25 protein-coding genes are annotated in these 23167 nt (G+C 72.5%); 15 read left to right on the top strand and 10 right to left on the bottom strand.

The features are described 5' to 3' along the window. Positions 1-1400: hypothetical protein (locus tag ACWEPL_RS49235; protein WP_452440372.1), on the bottom strand; the 1400-nt coding region annotated here is incomplete at its 3' end. A gap of 103 nt (positions 1401-1503) precedes the next feature. Continuing rightward, entirely contained in the window at positions 1504-2520 is a 1017-nt protein-coding gene (locus tag ACWEPL_RS49230) for a CapA family protein (RefSeq protein ID WP_363978109.1), read from the bottom strand. A 175-nt stretch (positions 2521-2695) separates the two neighbouring features. Between ACWEPL_RS49230 and ACWEPL_RS49225 the strand changes: the two genes are divergently transcribed. From ACWEPL_RS49225 to ACWEPL_RS49210, 4 genes are read left to right on the top strand one after another with little or no spacing between them, the layout of a single operon-like run. Then, positions 2696-3121 (top strand): Hsp20/alpha crystallin family protein, encoded by a 426-nt coding sequence (locus tag ACWEPL_RS49225; protein WP_350723475.1) that lies wholly within the window; start codon positions 2696-2698, stop codon positions 3119-3121. A gap of 15 nt (positions 3122-3136) precedes the next feature. Then, the gene (locus ACWEPL_RS49220; RefSeq protein WP_363978112.1) at positions 3137-3721 is read left to right on the top strand and encodes a hypothetical protein; all 585 of its coding nucleotides are present in this window, start codon (positions 3137-3139) and stop codon (positions 3719-3721) included. Between the two features lie 6 nt (positions 3722-3727). Continuing rightward, positions 3728-4090 (top strand): hypothetical protein, encoded by a 363-nt coding sequence (locus ACWEPL_RS49215; protein WP_355193838.1) that lies wholly within the window; start codon positions 3728-3730, stop codon positions 4088-4090. Positions 4091-4143: 53 nt separating this feature from the next. Further along, on the top strand, positions 4144-4392 hold the full coding sequence (locus ACWEPL_RS49210; RefSeq protein ID WP_355193840.1) for a hypothetical protein: 249 nt from the start codon (positions 4144-4146) through the stop codon (positions 4390-4392). A gap of 4 nt (positions 4393-4396) precedes the next feature. Here ACWEPL_RS49210 and ACWEPL_RS49205 read toward each other — a convergent pair whose 3' ends face one another. Together ACWEPL_RS49205 and ACWEPL_RS49200 are read right to left on the bottom strand one after the other, a co-directional pair. Continuing rightward, the gene (locus ACWEPL_RS49205; RefSeq protein WP_452440370.1) at positions 4397-5047 is read right to left on the bottom strand and encodes a response regulator; all 651 of its coding nucleotides are present in this window, start codon (positions 5045-5047) and stop codon (positions 4397-4399) included. Beyond that, entirely contained in the window at positions 5035-6285 is a 1251-nt protein-coding gene (locus tag ACWEPL_RS49200) for a sensor histidine kinase (protein WP_363978121.1), read from the bottom strand. Before ACWEPL_RS49200 ends, ACWEPL_RS49205 begins: the two co-directional genes overlap by 13 nt. A gap of 153 nt (positions 6286-6438) precedes the next feature. Between ACWEPL_RS49200 and ACWEPL_RS49195 the strand changes: the two genes are divergently transcribed. From ACWEPL_RS49195 to ACWEPL_RS49175, 5 genes are all read left to right on the top strand, one after another. Then, a complete protein-coding gene (locus ACWEPL_RS49195) occupies positions 6439-6618 on the top strand; it encodes a hypothetical protein (RefSeq protein ID WP_363978124.1) in 180 nt (59 codons plus the stop codon). 92 nt (positions 6619-6710) lie between these two features. Beyond that, entirely contained in the window at positions 6711-7295 is a 585-nt protein-coding gene (locus ACWEPL_RS49190) for a hypothetical protein (protein ID WP_363978127.1), read from the top strand. 23 nt (positions 7296-7318) lie between these two features. After that, positions 7319-8491 (top strand): sensor histidine kinase, encoded by a 1173-nt coding sequence (locus ACWEPL_RS49185; protein ID WP_363978130.1) that lies wholly within the window; start codon positions 7319-7321, stop codon positions 8489-8491. Further along, positions 8488-9153 (top strand): response regulator, encoded by a 666-nt coding sequence (locus tag ACWEPL_RS49180; protein ID WP_452440369.1) that lies wholly within the window; start codon positions 8488-8490, stop codon positions 9151-9153. The genes ACWEPL_RS49185 and ACWEPL_RS49180 overlap by 4 nt, the downstream gene beginning before the upstream one ends. 55 nt (positions 9154-9208) lie before the next feature. Beyond that, on the top strand, positions 9209-9946 hold the full coding sequence (locus tag ACWEPL_RS49175) for a GNAT family N-acetyltransferase (RefSeq protein WP_452440368.1): 738 nt from the start codon (positions 9209-9211) through the stop codon (positions 9944-9946). A gap of 3 nt (positions 9947-9949) precedes the next feature. Here ACWEPL_RS49175 and ACWEPL_RS49170 read toward each other — a convergent pair whose 3' ends face one another. Further along, on the bottom strand, positions 9950-10834 hold the full coding sequence (locus ACWEPL_RS49170) for a sigma-70 family RNA polymerase sigma factor (protein ID WP_452440367.1): 885 nt from the start codon (positions 10832-10834) through the stop codon (positions 9950-9952). Positions 10835-10963: 129 nt separating this feature from the next. Between ACWEPL_RS49170 and ACWEPL_RS49165 the strand changes: the two genes are divergently transcribed. Next, positions 10964-12259, top strand: a complete 1296-nt coding sequence (locus ACWEPL_RS49165) for an FAD-binding oxidoreductase (protein ID WP_452440366.1) — start codon at positions 10964-10966, stop codon at positions 12257-12259. A gap of 23 nt (positions 12260-12282) precedes the next feature. Here the strand turns inward: ACWEPL_RS49165 and ACWEPL_RS49160 are convergent, their stop codons facing one another. Continuing rightward, positions 12283-13509 carry a S1C family serine protease gene (locus ACWEPL_RS49160; protein ID WP_452440365.1) on the bottom strand — a complete coding sequence of 409 codons (1227 nt, stop codon included), beginning with the start codon at positions 13507-13509 and terminating at the stop codon, positions 12283-12285. A 504-nt stretch (positions 13510-14013) separates the two neighbouring features. Between ACWEPL_RS49160 and ACWEPL_RS49155 the strand changes: the two genes are divergently transcribed. From ACWEPL_RS49155 to ACWEPL_RS49145, 3 genes are all read left to right on the top strand, one after another. After that, a complete protein-coding gene (locus ACWEPL_RS49155; protein WP_452440364.1) occupies positions 14014-14670 on the top strand; it encodes an L-2-amino-thiazoline-4-carboxylic acid hydrolase in 657 nt (218 codons plus the stop codon). A 117-nt stretch (positions 14671-14787) separates the two neighbouring features. Beyond that, on the top strand, positions 14788-16230 hold the full coding sequence (locus ACWEPL_RS49150; protein ID WP_452440363.1) for an MFS transporter: 1443 nt from the start codon (positions 14788-14790) through the stop codon (positions 16228-16230). An 11-nt stretch (positions 16231-16241) separates the two neighbouring features. Beyond that, complete coding sequence (locus ACWEPL_RS49145) at positions 16242-17663, top strand: serine hydrolase domain-containing protein (RefSeq protein WP_452440361.1); 1422 nt, start codon at positions 16242-16244, stop codon at positions 17661-17663. Positions 17664-17867: 204 nt separating this feature from the next. Here the strand turns inward: ACWEPL_RS49145 and ACWEPL_RS49140 are convergent, their stop codons facing one another. Beyond that, positions 17868-18677, bottom strand: a complete 810-nt coding sequence (locus tag ACWEPL_RS49140) for a peptidoglycan recognition protein family protein (protein WP_355193870.1) — start codon at positions 18675-18677, stop codon at positions 17868-17870. A 97-nt stretch (positions 18678-18774) separates the two neighbouring features. Here ACWEPL_RS49140 and ACWEPL_RS49135 point away from each other — a divergent pair, with 97 nt between their 5' ends. Continuing rightward, entirely contained in the window at positions 18775-18906 is a 132-nt protein-coding gene (locus ACWEPL_RS49135; protein ID WP_452440360.1) for a hypothetical protein, read from the top strand. Between the two features lie 107 nt (positions 18907-19013). Here ACWEPL_RS49135 and ACWEPL_RS49130 read toward each other — a convergent pair whose 3' ends face one another. The 3 genes from ACWEPL_RS49130 to pdxR all read right to left on the bottom strand — a co-directional run bounded on the left by ACWEPL_RS49130 (position 19014) and on the right by pdxR (position 22163). Beyond that, entirely contained in the window at positions 19014-20231 is a 1218-nt protein-coding gene (locus tag ACWEPL_RS49130; RefSeq protein WP_452440359.1) for a winged helix-turn-helix domain-containing protein, read from the bottom strand. Positions 20232-20271: 40 nt separating this feature from the next. Further along, the gene (locus ACWEPL_RS49125; protein WP_452440358.1) at positions 20272-20703 is read right to left on the bottom strand and encodes a hypothetical protein; all 432 of its coding nucleotides are present in this window, start codon (positions 20701-20703) and stop codon (positions 20272-20274) included. Positions 20704-20768: 65 nt separating this feature from the next. Further along, positions 20769-22163, bottom strand: a complete 1395-nt coding sequence (pdxR, locus tag ACWEPL_RS49120; RefSeq protein WP_452440357.1) for a MocR-like pyridoxine biosynthesis transcription factor PdxR — start codon at positions 22161-22163, stop codon at positions 20769-20771. Positions 22164-22288: 125 nt separating this feature from the next. On the opposite strand from pdxR, the gene ACWEPL_RS49115 reads away from it, so the two are divergent. Next, positions 22289-23167: an NAD-dependent epimerase/dehydratase family protein gene (locus ACWEPL_RS49115; RefSeq protein ID WP_363978170.1), complete on the top strand. Its 879-nt coding sequence runs from the start codon at positions 22289-22291 to the stop codon at positions 23165-23167.

Raw genomic sequence — 23167 nt, 5'->3', positions numbered from 1 at the left:
CGGGAGCCGGGCGCCAGGTCCCCTCGCCGGATGGCCTCGGCGATCTGCTCGGCCACCTGGAAGTAGAGCGGCACGGGACTGGATCGGTCCAGCTCCAGGAACCAGTCGATCAGCACCTCGGACACGTTGCCGTGCTCGGTGTTGGCCGTGTCGCAGCAGAACGCGTCCAGGAATGTCTCGTCCTTCGGCAGCTCGGTAAGGTCCCTGTACAGGTCGGTCTGCCACTGGTACGGGTCCCTGGCCAGGGCGATGGCGCTGACCGCGGGCACGAAGCAGCTGTGGCGGAACCGATCCTGGACGGGCAGCCCGATCGCGTCGGCCACCCTGCCCCACGAGTCGAGCGTGCCGCCCGGCGCCCCGTCGAACGCGGCCACGTGCGAGGTGGCGCTCGTCCACGTCGGAGCCCCGAACTTGACCGTGCCGACGTTCTGCAGCTGGCCCATGTCCGGCTGGATCTTGGCCGTGAGCTGCAGCGGGTCGTAGTGCAGGTCGAACACCGGCGTGCCCGGCGGCAGGTCGCGCCCCGTGCCGTCGCCGACCCCGTTGGCCAGGCCCAGCTTGTACGGGCGGATCGGGAACCAGCCGACCCGGCGCAGGTCGTCCAGGAAGTCCGTGCGCAGCGGGCTCGCGGTGGTCACGGGGCCCGAGTAGTCCTCGTTCTCGACCCAGGCCCACAGGAGCTGCTGCGCGGCCGGGCTGCGGATCAGCTCGGCCTGCCCGGGGCCGTTCGCGCTCGGCTCCAGCGATTCGTGCAGGTAGGCGAGCTGCTGGAGCACCAGCGGGATCCAGGCGCCGAGGTGCGGCGTGTCGTAGGAGAAGTACTTGTCGGTCTGGTGGTCGGCACCCTCGGTCTCCATGCGCGCCAGCGCGTACCTGGTGATCATGCCGCCCATGCTGACGCCGCCGACGACCAGCGGGAGGTCGCCCTGCCGCTCCCGGATGGCCCGCTGGACGCAGGTGACCGCCACGGCGGCGTTGGCCTGGATGTACGTCTGACGCTGGTCGAAGCCCAGGAGGATGACGTCGATGCCCATGGTCCGGAGCTGGTCCAGGAACCCGGGGCTGCGCTCGCTGTTGAAGTGGGCCCACAACGCGTCCAGGTCGCTGGGCCCGTAACCGAAGCCGTCGGCGAAGATCAGCGGCCGGGTCAGCGCGGCGTGCCCGTCGGCCAGGTAGATCGCGGCCCGCCCGGTGGCCGTGCGCCCCAGGTGCGGCTTGTCGCCCACCAGCTCCCAGACGCGGTCGGGCCTGGGCGCCTCGCTCACGCGAGGATGCGGGGTCGAGAACCAGACCCCCTGCTCGCCGAGCGCGTCCACGATCCGCTCGGACTGCTCCTCTGTCAGGCTGTTCCTGACCGACTGGGCTCTGCTCTCGACGTCGATTCTCGGTTCGTGCGCCATGTCGATCCTCTCGCTAGGTGCCGGACCCCAAAAGGGCCACTGACCACACCATATGGTCACTGTGGGTAATTGACCGCGTACCCGAAGTGGGTGGCGCGTCCGGTCAATCCACCTGTGGCCGGAGATCGACGGTGAGCGTGCCGGCCTCCGACCTGACCTCGGTGCCGAGGTCGGCGCAGGCGGCGGTGAACCGGGCCCGGATCCAGCGGGTCTCCATGTCGTTCGCGATCCTCGTACGGCAGTAGTCCAGCGCGATGGGGACGGCGCGCAGCCGTACCGGGCCCCGCTCGTCCAGGGTGACCAGGAAGATCAGCCCGAGGTCGTTGCGGAGCTCGGGGTCCACGATGTAGTCGTCGATGAGGTCGCCCAGGTCGTACAGGACCGGTCCGGCGACCCCGTGGAAGACGTGCGCGGAATGCCCGGCCACCAGGGACGCGCCGGCCTTCACCAGGGCCCGGGCGGCGCGGCGGACGTGCGTGACGGGCTTGGAGGTCATGTTCGGGCCCCAGTGGACGCAGACCAGGACGAGGTCGGCGTCCAGGCTCCCGATCGTGCTCGTGAGCCGGTCCGGCACCCCGGAGCCGAGGTCGGCGTACGCGACGCCGGGCCTGCGCTCGGTGGCCGCGAACTCGGGGGGATGGTCGGTGACGCCCAGCACCGCCAGGCGGAGATCCCCCACCTTCAGCTCGGCGGGCTCCCAGGCCCGGGCCAGGTCGGCGCCTGCGCCCACGGTGCGGATCCCGGCAGCCGCCAGGTGGTCGAGGGTGTCGAGGAGGGCCTCGTGGCCGTAGTCCAGGGCGTGGTTGTTGGCCAGCGTGACCGCGTGCACGCCCAGCTCCGCCAGCATCGCCGCGGCCTGGGGCGGGGCACGGAAGTGGAACGCCTTGCGCAGCGGGTCCCAGCGCCGGCCGCGGGCCGAGACGCAGCATTCGAGGTTGAACAGGACCAGATCGGCCCGGGAGAGCACCGAGCGCACGCCGGTGTCGAAGAAGTCGGCCGGGTCGGCGGTCAGGCTCAGCCGCTCGGCCACGCCGCGGCCGAGCATGGTGTCGCCCGCGAGCGCCAGCGTGACCGATTCCCCGGCGCCCGGGCCCGGCATGGTCCCCGTTCCGTCGGTCATGTCCACCCAGCTTCCCCGTCCGATGGCTTCGACACGCCCTCTGACCTGCGACGGAACCGTTCATGACGGAAGATTGCGGGTACGGGATGAATTTGGAGGAGGGGGACGACGGTGTCCCTCACGTCACGGAGGTGAGAAAGCAGTGGCTTTGCCGATAAGGCGCAATCGCGGAGCGATGCAGGCGGGTGTTCCCTGGCAGAGGCGGTCCTGGGATCCCTTCACCGAGTTCGAGCAGCTGTGGGATCAGATGGGGCGGCTCTTCGAGCAGGGCGCGGAGAGCGACATGGCAGCCTGGCGGCCGGTGGCGGAGACCGAGGAGACCCCGGACGCCTACATCGTGCGGGCGGAGCTTCCCGGGCTGAAGCGGGACGACATCAACGTCGAGGTCAACGACAGCGAGCTGTGCGTCTCCGGGGAGATCAACGAGGAGGACAAGGGCCAGATGCTGCGCCGGCGCACCGGACGGTTCGTCTACCGGACGATCCTGCCGAGCGACGCCGACACCGAGCACATCGGCGGCGAGCTGACGGACGGCATCCTGATCCTGCGCGTTCCCAAGACCGAGAAGGGCCGCGCCCGCCGCATCGAGATCAAGGGCTGACACCGGGGGAGGCGCATGGCCGGCACGCAGGCGTTCTGGATCGGCGCCGCGCGAGGGCGCGACGGCGCGGAGCCGGGCAGCGCGCAGGAGCGCTACGGCGAGGAGCTGCGCAGATGGCGGCATGCCTTCGAAGCCGTGCACGGCGAGCCGGCCGCGGGCGGCGTCACTCTGGACCCGCTGCACTTCGCACTGGGCGCGTGGGAGGTGGCCACGCGCCCGGTGGCGGAGCACGCCTACGTGCGCCGCCACCCGCGGGTGCTGGACGCGACCTGTCACCGGCCGGAGGAGGTGCCGGGCCTGCTGGCGGTGGTCGAGCTGGCCGCCCCGCTCCCGTTCCCGCTGCCGCGGGGCTGGTCGAGCTGGCAGCGCCAGGAGCCCACCTACGTGCCGCCGCCGTACGAGCGGCCGACCGCGCTGAGCACGCTGGAGCTCCGCGTGCCGCTGCCGGTCGAGCGCCTGCCCACGCCCACCCACGCGCGGGCCGCGGGCCTGCCGAACCTCGACGACGCCCAGGCCTCGCTCGAAGCGCTCCTGGCCGAGCTGAACGCCGTGGTCAACCCGTTCCTGCACGAGCTGGAGGAAGCCGATCCGGTGAGGTGATCCAGGATGAACAGGCGCGACAACGATCCCGAGGACGAGTTCTTCGCTCCCGTGCTGCGCGAGCCGCCGCCTCCCGAGGACATCACCTCCTCCGGCGTGGTGAGCGACACCGGCGTGCCCGACGTGCACGGAGGCGGCCATGGCGAGTGGCCGCAGGCGCCGCCGCCGTCGAACTGGCTCGGCGTGCGCCTGCTGGCGGCCGCGCTCGGGCTGCTGGTGGGGGTGGTCCTCACCGTGCTGGCCCTGCTGGCCGCGCGGCCGCTGCTCGCCGTGCCGCCCGCCCTCGTGGCGCTGGGGGCCGCCGTGTATCTGGTGACGTTCAGCGTGCGGCGCTCGCACGCCGACGGCGGCCCTCCGACGTTCGGATGAGCGCCCTCTGGGTAAGCGCCCAGTTTGAGGTCAGTCGGGGCAGAGGAGCAGAGATGTCTCTCATCGATCTTGAATGCGTCCGCCAGTTGCTGCAGTCGGAGGAACCCGACGCCACGTTGGTGTTCGTCCGGGGTGACTGCGTGGTCCTGCCGGCCGATGAGGTGGATGACGCGCACAAGGGCCTGGTCATCGCGCACCGCGACGAGCTCGCGGCCCGGCTGCCGGAGGGCGGCCTGAGCGAGGAGGCCCTGGAGGATCTGGCGACCAGGCTGGACAACATCGCCCGCGACCTGGGCGCCTAGCCCGCTATTTCCCGTTCTCCAGGTAGTGCAGGACGGCCGCCACCCGCCGGTCGGTCCGGTCGGTCGGCGCCAGGTCGAGCTTGGAGAAGATGCTGCGGATGTGCTTGTGCACGGCGCCGTCGGTGACGAACAGCCGCTCGGCGATGGCGGCGTTGCCCAGGCCCTCGGCCATCAGCGCCAGCACGTCGCGCTCGCGCGGGCTGAGCCGGTCGAGCCGGCTGTCGGGCCTGCTGCGGGCCAGCAGCTGCGCGACGACCTCCGGATCGATGGCCGTGCCCCCCTCCGCCACGCGGTGCAGCGCGCCCATGAACTCCTCGACCCGCCCCACCCGCTCCTTGAGCATGTAGCCCAGCCGGGCGCTGCCGTGGGCGAGCAGGTCGGTGGCGAACGCCTGCTCCACGTACGCCGACAGCACGAGCACGGCCAGCTCCGGTTGGCGCCGCCGGGCCTCGACGGCCGCGACGATGCCCTCGTCGGTGTGGGTCGGGGGCATCCGGACGTCCACGATGGCGACGTCCGGCTGGTGGACGTCGATCGCGGTCAGGAAGCCGTCCGGATCGGGCGCGGTGGCCACGACGTCCAGCCCCTCCGCCCGCAGCAGCAGCGCGAGCCCCTCGCGCAGGAGCGGGTCGTCCTCGGCGATCACAATCCGCATGGGAGGCTCACCTTCATGGTGGTAGGTCCGCCTTCTGGGCTGGTCAGCGCGAAGGTCCCGTCGAGGGCCTCGGCCCGGCGGCGGATCCCGGCCAGCCCCGACCCGCTCCGCTCGTCCGCTCCGCCGCGGCCGTCGTCGGTGATCCGGAGATCCAGCCGGTCGTCGTGCCGCCGGATCGTGACGGTGGCGTGCCGCGCCTGGCTGTACTTGGCGATGTTGGTGAGCCCTTCGGCCACCACGAAGTAGGCCGTGGCCTCGACGGACGCGGCGCACCTGCCGGGCATGTCGACGTCGATCCGGCAGGGGACGGGGCAGCCGGCGGCCAGGCCGGTCAACGCGTCAGCGAGGCTCCGGTCCGTCAGCACCGGGGGCAGGATGCTGCGGGAGACCGCGCGGAGCTCGGCCAGCGCCTGCTCGGCGGCGTCCTGCGCGCGTTCGAGCATGGCGTCGGCGGTGGCCGGGTCGCGGGCCAGCGCGCGGCGGGCCGCGCCGAGCATGACGTTGACGGCGACGAGCCGGTTCTGCGTGCCGTCGTGCAGCGATCTCTCGATCCGCCGCAGCTCGGCGGCGTGCGCGTCGAGCGCCTCCGCGCGGGTCGCGGTGAGCTGGGCGACCCGCAGCGCCAGGTCGGTGCTGGGATCGGCGGCCAGCAGCCGCCGCCCCGGCCACGCCTGCAGGCGCGCCATGCCGGGGACGAGGGCCAGGGTCAGCGCGATCCAGCCCACGCTCAGCGCGCCGACCGCGAGGGCGCCCGGGAGGTCGCGCACCACCCAGAGGTCCACACCCGCCCCATCCGGCATCAGCCGCCACCACAGCGGGAACGTGAGGTCGCGTACCGCGCTGAGCGGCAGCGTCATGCCGACCGCCCCGAGCAGCAGCCCGAAGAACCCGTGGATCAGCACCCAGTACAGCTCGCGCCGGCTCGCCGGGTTCGTGATCGCCGCCCGCAACTCGGACGGAACCGGGTCGGGACTGATGACGACGTCAGGCCCCCAGCGGGACAGCCGCCCCCGCTCCCGGTCGGCGACGATGCGCAGCACGTGCAGCGCGGTGGGCACCAGGAGCAGGCCCACCCCCACGAGGCAGGCCAGCGCGGTGATGACCACGACGAAGACGGCCAGGATCGCCAGGATCGCGGTGCCGACGCCGCCGACGAGGTGTTCGAGGGCGTCGAGGGTGGCGCGGGTCCGGGCCACCATGTCCCACCGGCGTAAGGGCCCCGCGTCGGGAGTCGGCATCCTCAGACCCTAGGGCATCTCCCAGGGCAAAGAGGTGATGGCGGACGAACAGTACAGCCTGCTGTACCTCGGGCTGTCTCACTGGCGGGATCGCCCGTGGCGACGGCGATCCGTAGCGTCTTGGGCGTCACCCGATCTTGTGAGGAGCACGCCATGAACCCCGTCCGTATCCCCCGACCCGTGCTGTGGCTGCTGCTGGCGATCTTCGCGGTCGGCAACATGGTCACCTCCACCTCCGATCTCAACATGTTCGTCGGCATCGGGTTCGGCCTGGCCACGATGGCCTGCGCGGCCGCGCTGATCCAGCAGCACTACGCGCAGCGGCGCGGCTGAGCGACGGATTCGTCCTCGCTCCTGAGAGGGAGGCGCGGAATCGCCCTCACCGGCGATGCCCGAGGACCCCCGCGAGGCCGAGGATCGTCCCTATGAACTCCCGTATCCCCTTCATCGCCGCGCCCCTGCTCGTACTCGCCTACGGCGTGATCCGGATCCTCGACGGCCTCGACGGCAGCCGGGGTCCCGGCATCGCGTGGACCACCGGCCACCTCGCCTTCATGGCGGCACTCGTCCTGTTCGTCCCCGTCTTCTGGCAGATGCGGCGGATGGCCGGGGGGAACGCGCCGGCCACCGCGAGCGCGGCGGCCGGGACCGTCGGCGTCGTGGCGCTGCTCGCACAGTTCGGCATCGACATCGTGGTCGGGTTCATGTCCGCCGACAACGAGGCGATGGGCGTGCTGTTCGACCGGGTCCAGAGTGTCCCCGGCGTCTCGGCCGTCGTCTACGACGTCGTCCCGCTCCTGTTCTTCGCCGGCCAGCTCGCCCTCGTCGTGCAGCTCGCGGCGCTGCGCCGGGTCAGGGTGTGGACGCCCCTCCTGGTCATGGTCGACCTCATCCTGCCGTTCATCGAGAAGGACCTCATCCCGCTCGGCGCCCTCTGCCTGCTGGTCTCGTTCGTCCCCGTCGCCCGCCAGGTCCCCGCCACGCCCAGGCCCGCCGCAGCGCTCGCATGACGTACGAGGCAAGATGGGATGTCGTGTCCGACCTACGGTTCTTTGCGGCGATTCGCCGGTGGTCGAGCTCGCTGCCGCCGATCTGGGTGGACGCGGCGCTCGCGCTGCTGGTGCTGGTCGCGCAGCTGTGGCCGCTGTTCACCCGCGAGAACCCGTACGGCGGGCCCTGGCACTGGTGGGGCTACGCGGTCGTGGTCACCGCCGCGGTGCCGCTGATCTGGCGGCGCCGCGCGCCGGTGACCGTCCTGGCCGCCAGCCTCATCGCGACCGGCCTCTACGACGTCGTCGACGAGGTGGCCGCGCAGCCCATCTGGTACGGCTCGCTCATGGCGCTCTACACCGTGGCCGCCTACTCCGCCAGGTGGCCCCGCCTGATCATGCTGGCCTTCACGATCGCCGGCGGCCTGCTCATCGTCGGCTCCTCCGAGACCGCGATGCGCGGCGTCGTGCTCTTCACCGCCGCCTACGCCATCGGCCGGGCCGCCGCAGCCTCCCGGGCCCACGCCGCCGCGCTTGAGGAACGCGCCGTCCAGCTGGCCCGCGAGCGCCAGGCCGAGGCCGAGCGGGCCGCCGAACGCGAGCGGGCCAGGATCGCCCGCGACATGCACGACATCCTGGCCCACGCGGTCAGCCTCATGGTCGTCCAGGCCGAAGCCGGACCGGTGGTGGTCAGGAGCGACCCCGCCAGGGCGGAGGCCGTCTTCGACGCGATCGCCGCCGCGGGGCGCGACGCCATGATCCAGCTCCGCCGCATGCTGAGCGTGCTCAAGGAGGAAGAGGGCCCGCGGGCGCCGCAGCCGACGATCGCCGCGCTCACCACCCTGGCCGAACAGGTCAGGGCCACCGGTCTCGACGTGACATACTCCAGCTCCGGCGAGCCGGGGCCGCTGACTCCCGACACGGAGATCGCCGCCTACCGGATCACCCAGGAAGCCCTCACCAACATCGTCAAGCACGCGGGCGCGGCCCGTGCCGACATCAGACTCGCCTGGCAGGACGACACCCTCATGATCGACATTGCCGACGACGGCCGCGGCTCAGGAAGCTCGCTCCCCTCGGGCGGCAACGGCCTGATCGGCATCCGCGAGCGGGCCGCGGCCTGCGGCGGCACCGCCGACTTCGGCCGGCGCCCCGACGGGCCGGGCTTCCGGGTCCTCGTACGGCTCCCGCTGGCCGGCCGGGCGGTGGCGGCATGAGCGTGCGCGTGGTGGTCGCGGACGACCAGGAGCTGGTACGCGCCGGATTCAGCATGATCCTCAACGCCCAGCCGGACATCGAGGTCGTCGCCGAGGCGGGGGACGGCGAGCAGGCCGTCGCCGCCGTCCGCGAGCACAGTCCCGACCTGCTGCTGCTCGACATCCGCATGCCGGTCATGGACGGCATCGAGGCGGCCAGGATCGTGTGCGCGGACAGCGGCTGCCGCGTCCTCATGCTGACCACGTTCGACCTGGACGACTACGTCTACGACGCGCTGCGCGCGGGGGCGAGCGGGTTCCTGCTGAAGGACGTCCGCCGCGACGACCTCATCCACGCCGTACGGGTGGTGGCGGCCGGCGAGTCACTGCTCGCGCCGTCGGTCACCACGAAGCTGATCGCCGAGTTCACCGCCAGAGCGGCCGCCCGTCCGGCCGTGCCGCCGACGGAGCGGCTGGCCGTGCTCACGGCACGCGAGCAGGAGACGCTGCGCATGATCGCCCGCGGCCTGTCCAACGCGGAGATCGCGCAGGCCATGGTCGTCAGCGAGCACACCGTGAAGACCCACGTCAGCAACGTGCTGACCAAGCTGGGGCTGCGGGACCGGGTGCAGGCGGTGATCGCCGCCTACGAGAGCGGCCTGATCGTCCCCGGGGGCGGGTGATCAGGCGCCACTGGCGATAGCGTATGCGTCGGATCCTTCGGGAAGGAGAACGCATTTGCTGGGCGCTGACGTGCATGCCTATCTCAGGTCGATGGCGGGGGACCGGGCGGTCCGGTGCGGGCCGTTCACGATCAAGTTCGACGAGCACGACGACGCGCTCCCGTTCAACTACGCCGTTCCCGACGACGACGCCGTGCCCACGGCGGACGAGGTCGCCGGGCTGGTCGAGGCGTTCCGCGCGCGGGCCAGGACGCCCCGCCTGGAATACGTGCCGCAGGTGTCCCCGAAGGTGGAGGACGCCCTGCTCGCGGCCGGGTTCGCCCAGGAGGGGCGCTACCCGCTGCTGGTGTGCCCGCCGGACGAGGTGGTGGAGCGGCCGGTGGACGTACGGGTCGCGCTCGTGACCGAGGATGCCGACCTCTGGCAGGTCGCGCGGGTGATGAACGAGGCGTTCGACGCGCCGGAGCCCACCGAGCACGACATCGCGCGGTTCCGGCGGGTCCTCGACGGCGGCGGCCTGATCGCCGCCGCCTTCGACGCCGGGGAGGCCGTCGGCGCCGGGCAGCTCGGCCGCCCGCACCAGGGGGTCGCCGAGGTCGCGGGCATCGCGGTGCTGCCCTCGCACCGGCGGCGCGGCATCGCGGGAGCGGTCACGGCGCTGCTGACCCGCGAGGGAGCGGGCGCCGGGGTCACGACCCCGTTCCTCACCCCGGCCGACGACGGCGCCGCGCGGGTCTACGCCCGCGTCGGCTACCGCAAGGTCGGCGAGGCCCTGTACATCTCCCTCCGCTGACGCTTACCCGGCCGACGCGCTCAGGTCGAGCAGGGCGAGGCGCTCCGGGTCGTTGAGGATCTCCAGGGCGGTGATCCTGCCGTCGGTGATCGTGAAGCCGAGCACCGACCGGGGCCGGCCGTTCTCCCTGCCGACGAGCCCGACCATGCCGTTGACCAGCACCGGCTCGACCGTGTAGGCGCGGCTGAACCGCCGGAAGTTCGTCGCCTCGCCGGCCACGGCCGCCGCGCCGATGATCGTCCGCATCCCGCCCGCGGCTCCCGCGTCCAGGCGCATCACCACGTCCGGATCGAGCACCCCGAGCAGCGCCTCGAAGTCGCCGTCGCGTGCGGCGGCCAGGAAGGCGTCCACGACCTGGCGCTGCCGGCCCGGGTCGGGGTCGGGCGACGGGACCGTCCCGCGTACGCGCTGCCGCGCCCGGCTCGCGAGCTTCTTGGCCGTCGCGGGAGTGCGGCCCACGATCGGGGCGATCTGCTCGAACGGCACCGCGAACATGTCGTGCAGCACGAACGCCAGCCGCTCCGCCGGGCTGAGCGACTCCAGCACCACGAGCAGTGCCAGCCCGACCGAGTCGGCGATCAGCGCCTGCTGCTCGGGGTCGCCCCCGTCCTCTGGGCTGATGACCGGGTCGGGCAGCCGCTGCTCCAGCGGGTCCTCGCGCCGTGACGTACGCGTGCGCAGCATGTCCAGGCAGACCCGGCCGACGACCGTGGTGAGCCAACCCCCCAGATTGTCGATCTCACCCGAGTCCGTACGGCTGAGCCGCAACCACGACTCCTGGACGGCGTCCTCGGCCTCGGCGAGAGAGCCGAGCATCCGGTAGGCCACCGCCCTGAGATGGGTGCGGTGCTCCTCGAACAGGTCGGCAAGAAAGTCGTCGGCGTCCACGGTCACATCCTCGATCAGGGCTCCTACCTACCTGACGGCGCAGCCCCGCCAAAGGTGACAGGCGATCGCGGTCACCTTCTCGCCTCCCGCTCCGTCATAGCCCCGAACACCTCAGAAACGGGAGAGACCATGACATTCAACGAGTTGCGGAACGCCGTGCGGGGCGAGGTGCTGCTGCCCGAGGACGGCGGCTTCGACGCGGCCGCCAAGGCGTGGAACCTGACGGTCGCCCAGCCGGTGGCCGCCGTGATCACGGCCGAGGACGCCGACGACGTGGCCGCCCTCGTGCGCCACGCCCGCAAGTCCGGCCTCACGGTGGCGGCCCAGCCCAACGGCCACGGCGCCTCGGGAGCCACCGACGGCGTGATCCTGCTGCGTACAGGCCACCTGAACGGCGTAACCGTGGATTCCGGGCAGCGCGTGGCCAGGGCGGGCGCGGGCGCCCGGTGGGGTCAGGTGCTCCAGGAGGCCGGGCCGCACGGCCTGACCGGGCTGGCGGGCAGCATGCCGGCCATCAGCGTGGTCGGCTACACGCTGGGCGGCGGACTGTCCTGGTTCGGCAGGAAGTACGGCTGGGCCTCGGACTCCGTGCGCGCCTTCGACGTCGTGGACGCCGACGGCGACCGGTCCCGGGTGACCGCCGACTCCGACCCGGACCTGTTCTGGGCTCTGCGGGGCGGCGGGGGCGACTTCGCGCTGGTCACCGCCGTGGAGTTCGACCTGCACCCGGCGCCGCGGCTGTACGGCGGGCGCGTGATGTGGCCGGGCCCGCGGACCGCGGAGGTGTTCGACGCCTACCGGCGGATCATCGAGAACGCGCCGGACGAGCTGTCGGTCTGGTTCAACCGGGTCCAGCTCCCCGACGGGCCGCCCATGGTGGCCGTGGACGCCGCCTACCTGGGCGACGCCGCCGAGGGCGGCGCGCTGCTGGCCGCCCTGGACAAGATCGACGGAGCTGTCGTGGACAAGCGGGCCGCGCTGCCGGTCGCGAACCTGGGCGACATCACCGCCGAGCCGACCGATCCCGCCCCCGCCATGGCCCGTGCCGAGCTGCTGACGGAGCTGGACGAGCGGGTCCTGCTGGACGCTCCGCTGGCCCCGCTGCTCGGTCTCCAGGTGCGGCATTTGGGCGGTGCGCTGGCCGAGGAGCGGCCCGGGGCGGGTGCCCGGGGCGCGGTCGCGGAGCCGTACCTGCTCTATCTGATCGGTCTCGGGCTGCCGCACCTCAAGGACGCGGTGGTCGCCAGGCGGGCCGAGCTGGTCGGGGAGCTGCGCGTCAGCGGGCGCAAGCCGTACACGTTCCTGACCGCGGGGGAGCGGGCGGCGGACGCCTTCGACGAGGGGACTCTGGCCCGGCTGCGCGAGCTCAAGCGCGCCCGCGACCCGCAGGGCGTGTTCCGCGCGAACTTCCCGGTCGATGCCTGACCGGGAAGTTCGCGGGAGACGGGTTACTTCTTCTCCTCCATGGTCACGGTCACGGTGTCGGTCTTGCCGTCCCGCTGGTACGTGACCGGCACCTGCTGGCCGACCTTGAACCCGCGGACCTGGCCCACCACCGTGTCGCCGCCGGAGACCGCCGTGTCACCGATCTTGGTGATCAGGTCTCCCTGCTTCAGCCCGGCCTTCTCGGCCGGGCTGCCGGCGCTGACCTGGCGGATCAGCGCGCCGGGCACGTCGCCGGTGGCGTCGGTGACGCTCACCCCGAGGAAGGCGTGGGTCACCTTGCCGTTGCTGATGAGCTGCTCGGAGACCTGCTTGGCGGTGTTCACGGGGATCGCGAAGCCGAGGTTGACGCCGTCGGCGGCGACCGCGCTGTTGATGCCGACCAGCTCGCCGGCCGCGTTCACCAGGGCGCCGCCGGAGTTGCCCGGGTTGATCGCCGCGTCCGTCTGGATCATGCCGCCGAGCGTGGTCGGCTCCTCGGCCTGGCTCTGCCCCTGCCCGCCCAATCCCGGCGGGAGCTGCTGGTCGCCCCGGCCGCCGCCGGCGGTCACGGTACGGTCGAGCGCGCTGATGATGCCGGACGTCACCGTCCCGTCCAGGCCGAGCGGGCTGCCGATGGCCAGCACGTCGTCCCCCACCTTGAGCTGGTCGCTGTCGCCCAGCGTGACCTTGGCCAGCCCCGACACACCCTCGGCCCGGATGACGGCGAGGTCGGTGGCCGGGTCGGTGCCGACCACGGTGGCCTTGGCCGTCTTGCCGTCACTGAACTTGACCGTCAGCTGCTTGCCCTGGCCGCTCACCACGTGGTTGTTGGTGAGGATCAGCCCGTCCTCCGACAGCACCACGCCGGAGCCCTCGGCGGACTGCCCCTGGATCATCACGACCGACGGCTGCACCTTCTCCGCCACCTGCGCGACCGTGAGCTGGCCGGAGGCCGTGCGGAAGACCGGGCTCGCCACGGTCTTGGTGACCGTCGGGACCGGCTGCCCGGCGCCGGCGACGTAGGCGCCGACGGCGCCGCCCCCGAGCGCGGTCGCCGTCAGCGCCGCGAACGCCGCCAGCGCCAGCCCGGCGACCGCCTTGCGCGTGAGCACGAACCCGGCCCGTCGCTGCGGCGGCGGAGGAGGCGGCAGCACCGGCCCGGGCCGGGTGAAGGTCCCGGTGGCGGGCGGCTTGTCGCCGAACTGGCTCCAGCCGCCGGCACTGTCCTCGCGAGGGGCGTTCGCGTCCATGTCATCTCCTAGAGTCCCGATGACACCAGCGTGACGAACGGCGAGTAAGTCCTGCTTAAGCCCAAGATCTCGGTGCCCGGCGCACCCTGACGCCCGCCTTATCGCCGCAGGCCGCGACGGTCTCGCCACGGGCGGAACAGCCGGAAAAATCTAGCCGGCCATCGCCGCGATGCCCGACGTCAGCATGGCGATCACCGACTCGAACAGCTCGTCGGGGCATGTCCGGGTATCGTGACCTGGGCTTCCACGCGGTCGAGGCGCTCAAGGGCAGCCCGTTGGTAGTGGTCGTGGGGCCGGCCGTCGGAGGCGTGGTCGCGCTGGCCGGGCGCTCGCCTGAACGATCAATCGCTAGACTGGCCGGGACAACATCAACTCAAGCTTGTCAGCGCCTGGTAGGTCGGTGGAGCGCGCTGGCGTGCTCGCTCGGTCGCGAGCACGGCCAGTCATGCCTCCGGGCGAGATCGCGGCCGTGTACGGACCGAGCACCGTACCGAAAGGACCGCAATGTCCACCGACCAGTTCGGGCTCTCCGGCGGCGACTACGTTCCCGACCCCGATGGCGACACCGCCCTCCTCCTCGACGGCTTCTACGGCCATCTCGCCCGCGAGCACGGCGATCTCGTCGCCGCCATGCGGGCACGTCACGAGGAGCTCGAAGCGGCGAACCGGCACCTGATCGTCGACGAGCCCGCCCGCCACAACCTGCGCATGACCCTGGCCCTCGTGGCCGCTTACGAGCTGCTGCTGCCCAGGCTGGGCCGGCCGGCGACGATCGACGCCGTGCGCGCGGCGTTCGTCGAGCCGCTCGGCGAGGCCACCCGGCAGGGCACCCTGGCCATGCTGGACACCGCTCCCGACCCCTTCCTGGCCATGGTGGCGGTGTCCAAGTCGCGCGAGGAGCACGCGTTCGGCAAGGGGTTCGTCTTCGACCGGCCGGCCGACGACGACCGGCGCTACCACGTCGACGTCCGCCGGTGCTTCTACCACGACGTGCTGACCGCCAACGGGGCTCCCGAGCTGACCCCGGTCATGTGCGCGTTCGACGCCAACTGGATCGAGGCCATCGAGCCTGACAGGCACGGCTTCGCATTCGAGCGCCGCACCACCATCGGCCTGGGCGGCAGCCACTGCCCGTTCCACTTCACCCGCAACCGGGACTGACCCGGTAGGGGCGGGCCCGCGTCCGGACGCGGGCCCGCCTCGGTTGCGTACGCCACTCCCTTGTGCGTACAGTGTTCGCATGACGAGGACGACGTACTCGCGGTCTGGGGGAGTCTGATGCAAGCACGTGATTCGCGCCGCTGGCTGATCCTGGTGGTGCTGTGTCTCAGCACGCTCGTGCTGGTGATCGACAACATGGTGCTCTCGGTGGCGATCCCGCCGCTGACCGCCGACCTGGGCGCGAGCGCGCAGGACATCCAGTGGATCCTGGACTCGTACATCCTGGTCTTCGCCGGGTTGCTGCTGACGGCGGGCAGCCTGTCCGACCGGTTCGGCAGGCGCAGGGTCATGGTCATCGGGCTGGCCCTGTTCGGGGTGGCCTCGCTGGCGGCCGCCTACGCCGCCGATCCGGTGACGCTGATCGCCGCCCGCACGGTGATGGGCATCGGCGGCGCGCTCATCATGCCGAGCACCCTGTCGATCCTGATCACCGTGTTCGACGAGCAGGAGAGGCGCAAGGCGATGGCCGCCTGGAGCGCGGTCGCCATGGTCGGCCTGGTCGGCGGCCCGGTGCTGGGCGGCGCGCTGATCGCCTGGTTCTGGTGGGGCGCCGTCTTCCTGATCAACGTGCCGATCGCGGCGCTGGCCATCGTCGCCTCGCTGGTGCTCATGCCCGAGTCCAAGGGTCCGCAGACCAAGCCCGACCCGATCGGCGCCGTGCTGTCGGTGGCCGGCATGTCGGCGCTGGTCTGGACGATCATCGAGCTGCCGCACGGCCTGTCCGTGCCGGCGCTGGCCGTGGCGGTCGTCGCGCTCGCCGGGTTCGTGGTCTGGGAGCTGCGTACGCCGCATCCCATGGTCCCGCTCCGCCTGTTCCGCAACCGCACCTTCAGCGGCGGCAGCTTCTCGCTCACCCTGGTCCAGATCGGCAACGGCGGACTGCTGCTGGTGCTCACCCAGTACCTGCAGTACGTCCTCGGCTACACGCCCACCGAGTCGGGCCTGGCCTTCATCCCGATGGCCGTCGCCTCCCTGGCCTGCAACACCCTCGGCGCGACCCTCGGCGCGCGGATCGGCAACCGTCGGCTGATCGTCACCGGGTTCGCCGTGAGCGCCGGTGGATTCGCGCTGCTGAGCACCCTCGACACGTCGAGCGGCCTGGCCACCGCGGCCGTTTCGCTGCTCCTCATGGGAGCCGGCGGCGGCCTGGCCATGCCCGCCGCTGTCTCCGCCCTCATGGGCACGATCCCGGCCGAGCACGCCGGCGTCGGCTCCGCGCTGAACGACACCATCCAGCAGGCCGGCGCCGCCCTCGGCATCGCCGTCCTGGGCAGCGTGCTCGCCAGCGCCTACACCGCGGCCATGCCCGCGACCGCGCCGGCGGCGGCCCGCCTCTCGATCGGGAGCGCGCTCGGCCTCGGCGACGCCGGGATCGCGGCCGCCGCCCGCGACGCCTTCACCACGGCCATGTCGTCCGCCTTCCTCATCAGCGCCGCCGGCGTGGTGGCGGCCGCCGTACTGGCCCTGCTGGTGATGCCCAAGAAGACCGTCTCGATCTAAGGAGAATGATCATGAATCTGAACTGGAACGCCACCGGTGACTGGGGCGCGCTGGACTCGACCGGCCGCGGCTTCTACGTCGAGCACTGGCAGCGGCGGCTCGACGAGCTGTGCGCCGCCCACCACGTGCCCGGCGCGACCCTGGCCGTGCTGACCGGCGGGAACATCCACGAGCTGGCCACCGGCGTGCTGAACCGCGCGACCGGCGTGCCGACGACCCCCGACTCGGTGTTCCTGTCCGGCTCGATCGCCAAGGTCCACACCGCGACGCTGGTCATGCGGCTCGTCGGCGAGGGCCGGCTGGACCTGGACGCCCGGGTGGTGGACGTGCTGCCGGAGTTCGCCACTCCCGACGAGGAGGCCACCAAGGTGATCACCGTCCGGCAGCTGCTCAGCCACACCGGCGGGGTCACCAACGACTTCAATCACGACTCGGGCCGGGGCGACGACTGCCTGGCCAAGTACGTCGAGGCGGCCCGGGGCGTGGCGCTGGACTGCCGGCCCGGCATGGCCGTCTCCTACGGCGGCCTCGGCTACGTCGTGCTCGGCCGCCTCGTCGAGGTGCTGACCGGCAAGACCTGGGACCAGGCGCTGCGGGACCTGGTGTTCACGCCGCTCGGCCTCGAACGCTCCATGACGCTGCCGGAGGAGGCGCTCCGGTTCCGCGCGGCGATGAGCCACCTGGGAGAATCGGGGCAGGACCCCGACCCGGCGCCCGTCTGGGACATGATGCCGCGCTCGGCCGGCCCGGCCGGGCGGATCATCACCTCGTCCGGCGACCTGGTGCGCTTCGCCCAGATGCACCTGGCCGGCGGCCTGGCTCCCGACGGCACGCGCGTGATGCCCGCGGACGCGGTGGCGGCCATGCAGCGGCGCGAGGTGGACGTCCCGGACAAGTGGACCGTCAGCGCGGACGGCTGGGGGTTGGGCTGGACGCTCTACGACTGGGACGGCGTTTTCGGCTACGGCCACGACGGCGCCGCCATCGGCCAGTACGCCTACCTGCGCGTCGTCCCGCAGGCCGGCGTGGCCGTCGCGCTCATGACCAACGGGGGTGGGGCCCGGCAGGTGTACGCCGCCCTGTTCCGCGAGCTGCTGGCCGAGCTGGCCGGGGTACGCATGCCGGACCCGTTCGGCCCGCCGGCGGAGCCGATCGCGGTGGACATGGCGCCGTTCGTGGGCACGTACAAGCGCGAGGGCGTCGTCATCACGATCAGCCCGAGCCGGATCCGGTACGAGTTCGTCGACGGCATGAAGGACCTGTCGCCGCCGCTGGAGGCCGATCTGACCCCGGTCTCGGAGACGGTGTTCGCGGCCTCGGGCATCGGGGCTTCGTTCAGCGAGGACTACATGCCCGTCGTCTTCTCGACCCTGCCCGACGGGACCCCGGTGTGCTACGTCGGGATGCGCGCCACCCCAAAGGTGTCCGGCTGACCGACGGCGGGCGCACCCAGCCGACCGACGGCACTGCCTGCCATCGACCCGCCCGGCATCGACCCGCCTGCCATCGACCCGCCTGCCATCGACCCGCCTGCCATCGACCCGCCCGCCACGGGGTCGCCTGCCGCCGGGCCTCATGCCGTCAGGCCGTTTGCCGTTGAGGCCCGGACCGTTGGGTGGGGGCAGGTGTCGCGGGGGTCAGACGCGGAGCAGGGACGGCCAGGTTTTCGGGCCGACGACGCCGTCCGCGCCGATGCCCTCCGCCTGCTGGAAGCCGCGGACCAGCTCGACCAGCCCCGGGTCGCAGCGGGTGGACTTGAGCCAGTCCTCCAGCCCCACCTGCGCGTAAGCGGACACGGGAACTCGGCCCCGGGCGAACAGGCAGCCTCTGACGGTCTTGACGTCAAAGCTGTCGTCACCCGGCCGGACCATAGGCAGTTGCTTCACGATCTCCTCCGTCCAGGACGATGGGTCAGGCGCAGGGGCGCCTTGGATGAGGGCGGCGACGGCCGCCCGGAAGTCGTTCATGTCGATGGAGTGCGGGTCAGGCTTGGAGGTGTTGACCTCCCGGTGCGCCTTCACGCGCGAGGCGGGCAGCCCGAACTCGCGGCACAGCTCCGCGCACAGCCGGATGTACGCGTCCTTCTGGACGTCGGGCCAGGGCTGGGTGCCGTCGTTCTCCGCCTCGATCCCGAGGGACGCGGAGTTGGTGTGCATCGTCGACGTCGAAGGGGCGTTGTGCCAGCAGCGCCCGGCGGCGATGACGTAGATGTGGCCGGATCTCCCGAGCCCGAACTGGGACAGCGGCCCGTCGAGGCCGGGGCGGCCGTCGCGGACCACCGCGAGCGACGGGTAGTCGCCGCCGCCGGCGGGGCCCGCGGTGTGGTGGCACACGACGCCCTGCACCTGGGGCTGCGGGCCGTGGCCGCGGGTCTGCCACCCGGCCACTTCGGTCACGGGGAATCCTGTGCGGCGGGCGACGTCGGCCAGCTGGGTCAGGTACGGCATAGGGGACCTCCCTCAAGCTTTTCGATGAGTCTCGCAACCGCCGATTAACGAAAAGTAGTCATGAGATTGCTATATGTGATCACAGCAGGGTAAAGGCGTGATCACCGCGCTGAGCGGGGTTTCGGGGCGACACGGCACCGTCGCGCGGGCGATGGGCTGGGAGGCGTCGTCGCTGGTCAGACGTCCTGTGCGGATCCATCGCCGGGTGCTGCGGGCGGTGACGGGGTGAATGACTACGGCTTTCCTGGTGATGCGAGAGCGGATGCTGACGGATCTTTAGCATGCCCTACTTGCCCGCGATCGAGGGAATCGAACGGGGATGCGCGATGCCCCAGCTCAGCCCGAGGCGGCCCGCCAGGGCGCCGGTACGGTGGCCGCGTAGGCGACCTCGCGAGCCCCCGTGAACGCGGCCAGCTCGGTCACCGCCGCCCCGACGGCCCGGACGGAGACCTCGTCGCCCGGGAGGCCGGGCTCCGGGAACAGGCCCTCGATCTCCAGCACCTGCTTGCGCCGGTCGAAGCGGGGCACCAGCCGCCCGATGAGCCGCTCGCCGTGCAGGATCGGCATGATGTAGTAGCCGTAGAGCCGCTTGTGCTTGGGCACGTACATCTCCGTACGGAACTCGAAGCCCCACAGCCGCTCGGTGCGCGCCCGATCGCAGATGAGGTTGTCGAACGGCGACAGTAGCGTGGTGCGCGGCTGCCACTCGCGCTCCAGCAGCCCGAGGACGTCACGGTGCACGTGCCAGCGCTCGGTGCCGCCCTCGACCTCGGCGGGCACCACGCGGCCGGAGCGCTGGAGCTCGTCCAGGACCTCGGGGAGCTCGGGATAGCGGTCGCGGATGAAGTGGCGCTCGATGTCGGCCACGCGGGCCACGCCGAGGGCGCGCAGCGCGTGCTCGGCCGCCAGTGACACCGCCTCCCGCCGGGGCAGCGGCGTGGCGTCGGCCCAGGCGGGCAACCAGCGCTCGGCCAGGTCCCAGTGGCGGGTGCGGCCCGCCCGGCGGGCCACCATGATGTTGCCCTGGAACCACAGGAAGTCGAGCATCCGCTCGACGCTGCGGCCGTTGGTCCACCCGCTCGACTGCCAGGGCACGCTCGTGAGGTCGTCGAACGCCCCCGGCGGCAGCGGACCGGCCGTGCGTAAGCGGTCGAGGACGTGCTGCCGCAGCCCGTCGTTGGCCTCCATCCAGCCGCGCACCCGCTGCGCGTGCGGGGACTCGCCCGTCGCGTAGCCGCGCATCATGACGTGGTGGATCGGATAGTCCTCCGCCAGCACGATCGACGCGGCGTGCGCCCAGTATTCGAAGAGCCAGCGCTCCTGCCACAGCAGCGTGTCGAGGTCGGCGCGGTCGTAGCCGCCGAGCCTGCTCCAGAGCACCAGGAAGTGGCTGCGGGCCACCGCGTCGATCGGGTCGAGCTGCAGGCACCGCAGCGTGCGCAGCACCTGCCGCAGCCCGTCGAGGCCGACGCCGGGACGCGGGCCGGCCAGGTGCTGGCACGTCACTGCCAGGCGTCGCGCGCTCTCCAGGCTGAGGGCCAGCGGGTTCGGCATGCCGGCAGTTTACTCGAAAACACGTTCGTACGAGACGGGTTCAGAGCAGCTTCGACAGCGTCTCGGCGCCCACGGCGACCAGCGTCACGGCCACCGAGACCACGGCCACGACGAGGAACGGAACGGCCCTGGAATCGGCGCTGTTCGACGTCGTATATTCCTGCACGAATCTGGAGCAGACCGTGACGCAGCCGATGGCGCCCGTCACGATCACACCGGCGACGCTCGTCCCCCCGATCATGTCGGCGACCAGGAAGAAGTAGATCAGCTCGAAGACGGCCAGCGTGATCGCCGTGACCGGTCCCCACTCCCGCCACACCGAGCGGCGCTGCGCGGCGTCCGCCCTGGCCTGGTGCGCCATCCGCCGCCGCTGCCGCTGGGTCAGGCGCCGGCGCTTCTCCGGAGGCACCGACACGAACCTGCCCGCCTGCCGGCGGGCGCGCCTTCTCAGCCGCCGCTCACTCGTGACCATGTCCGCCTTTCCCCCGGGGACCCCGTTCTGATGAGAAAACGAGTCAGGCGAACGCGGGGTTCCGGTCAGAGCCGGCGCAGGCCGCGGATCAGCGCGTCGAGCGCGGCGGGGTAGGAGTGGGCCGGGGGCGTGGCGTACCCGACGACCAGCGACGGCGGGTGCCGGTCGCGGTCGCCGCGCATGTACTCGCCCAGCGGGTGCACGTCGACCGAGGCCGCCCGCGCCGCCTCCACGACGGCCCGCTCCGACGGCGCGGAGGGCAGTTCGAGCAGGGCGTGCAGGCCGGCGTCGATGCCGCGTACCCGGACGTCCGGCAGGCCGGACCGCACGGCGGCGACCAGCGTGTCCCGGCGCCGCTGGTAGCCGCGGCGCATCGTGCGCAGGTGGCGGTCGTAGTCGCCCAGCTCGATCATGCGCGCGAGGGCCAGCTGCTCCAGGGGCCGCGTCTCGCGCGCCCGCCGCTTGGCCTCCGTGAGCGGCTCCAGCAGCAGGGGCGGGCAGGCGATCCAGCCCAGCCGGACGGCGGGGCCGATGGTCTTGCTGGTCGAGCCCGCGTACACGATCCTGGACGGGCGGCGGGACTGGAGCGCGGCGATCGGATGCCGGTCATAGCGAAACTCGCCGTCGTAGTCGTCCTCGACGATCCAGCCGAGGCTGTCGTCCGCCCATTCCAGCAGCTCGGAGCGGCGCTCCGGCGCCATGCTCACACCCAGCGGGAACTGGTGCGCCGGCGTGCAGACGGCCACCTCGGCGCCCGAGTCGCGCAGCGCGTCCACGCGCAGGCCCGCCGCGTCCACGGGGACGGCGGCGACGCGCAGCCGGCCGGCCAGGAGGCGGACGTGGTCGCCGATGGCCGGGTCCTCCATGCCCGCCGTGCGCACGCCCAGCTCGGTGAAGACCTCCGCCAGCAGGCCGAGCGCCTGCGTGTACCCGGAGCAGACGATCAGGTTCGCGGGGTCGACCCGGACGCCGCGGGTCCGGCCGAGATACGACGCCAGCGCCGTGCGCAGCTCGATGCGCCCCCGCGGGTCGCCGAACCCGAACACCTCGGTCGGCGCCTCCCGCAGGACGTGCCGCATCGCCCGGGCCCACGCCTCGCGGGGGAACGCGTACGCGTCCGGCCGCCCGGGCCGCAGGTCGTAGCGCCCCGACGCGGCCTCTGCCGAGCCCGCCGACCTCCCGGAACGGGCCGGGGCCTCCGCGGTGCCCGCCGCCACGCGGGTGCCCGAGCCCTGCCGCGCCGTCAGCCAGCCCTCGGCCACCAGCTGCTCGTACGCCTGCGTCACCGTCCCCCGCGACAGCCCCAGCTGGGAGGCGAGATCGCGGCTCGACGGCAGGCGCGTGCCGGCCACGAGCCGCCCGCCGCGGATCGCGGACCGCAGCGCCTCCTCCAGCGCCCTGCCACGAGAACCCCAGCCGGGCAGCTCCAGCAGGAGCTCGGGCCCGAGCGCGTCGGTCATGTAAATGGTCCAATTTTCCGGCCGATGACTGGACCATAATACTGGGACAGTTGTCTCCTAGCCTGGCCGTGCGAGCGTCGATCCGCCCGACCGCCCACGCCGCCCAACGCAAGGAAACCTCTCGCATGCACGTCTTCGTCGCCGGTGCAGCCGGCGCCATCGGCCGCTACCTCGTCCCCCTGCTGATCGAGGCCGGTCACCGCGTCACGGGCAGCTCCCGTACCGACTCCGGCCTCGACCGGCTGCGCGCCCAGGGCGCCGGCGCGGTACGGCTGGACGTCTTCGACGCCGAGGCGGTCGCCCGCGCGGTGGCCGAGGCCGCGCCCGACGCGATCGTCCACCAGCTGACCGCGCTGAACGGCGGCACCCCCGCCGACAACGGCCGCATCCGCAGGATCGGCACCCGCAACCTGGTCGACGCCGCCAAGCGGGCCGGCGTGCGCCGCATCGTCGCCCAGTCCATCGCCTGGGCGTACGAGGCGGGCGACGCCCCGGCCACGGAGGACACGCCGCTGGACGTGACCGCGCCCGCGCCGCGCTCGGGCGTCGTCGGCGGCGTCCGGGCGCTCGAAGAGGCCGTCGCGGAGCTGGACGAGCACGTCGTGCTGCGCTACGGGCTCTTCTACGGGCCCGGCACGTGGTACCGGCCCGGCGGCCTCGTGGCGGACGTGCTGCGCAACGGCGGCCCCACCGGCGACCCGGCCTCGGTCTTCCTCAGCGGCCTGGCGGCCGACGCCGCGGTCAGCTCGTTCGTGCACGTCGAGGACGCGGCCGAGGCGACCGTCGCCGCGCTGCGCTGGCCGAGCGGGACCGTCAACATCGTGGACGACGAGCCCGCGCCCGCCCGCGAGTGGCTGCCCGCGCTGGCCGCCGCCGTCGGGGCTCCCGCCCCCGCTCCCACCGACGGGCGGGCCGGCTGGCAGCGCGGCGCCGACAACGGTCTCGCCCGCTCGCTCGGGTGGCGGCCGCGGCATGCCACCTGGCGCACCGGGTTCGGGAGCTAG

Source organism: Nonomuraea sp. NPDC004186, assembly GCF_053603495.1.
The sequence above is the reverse complement of the archived record's forward strand: the minus strand, read 5'-3'. Positions and strand labels throughout refer to the sequence as shown.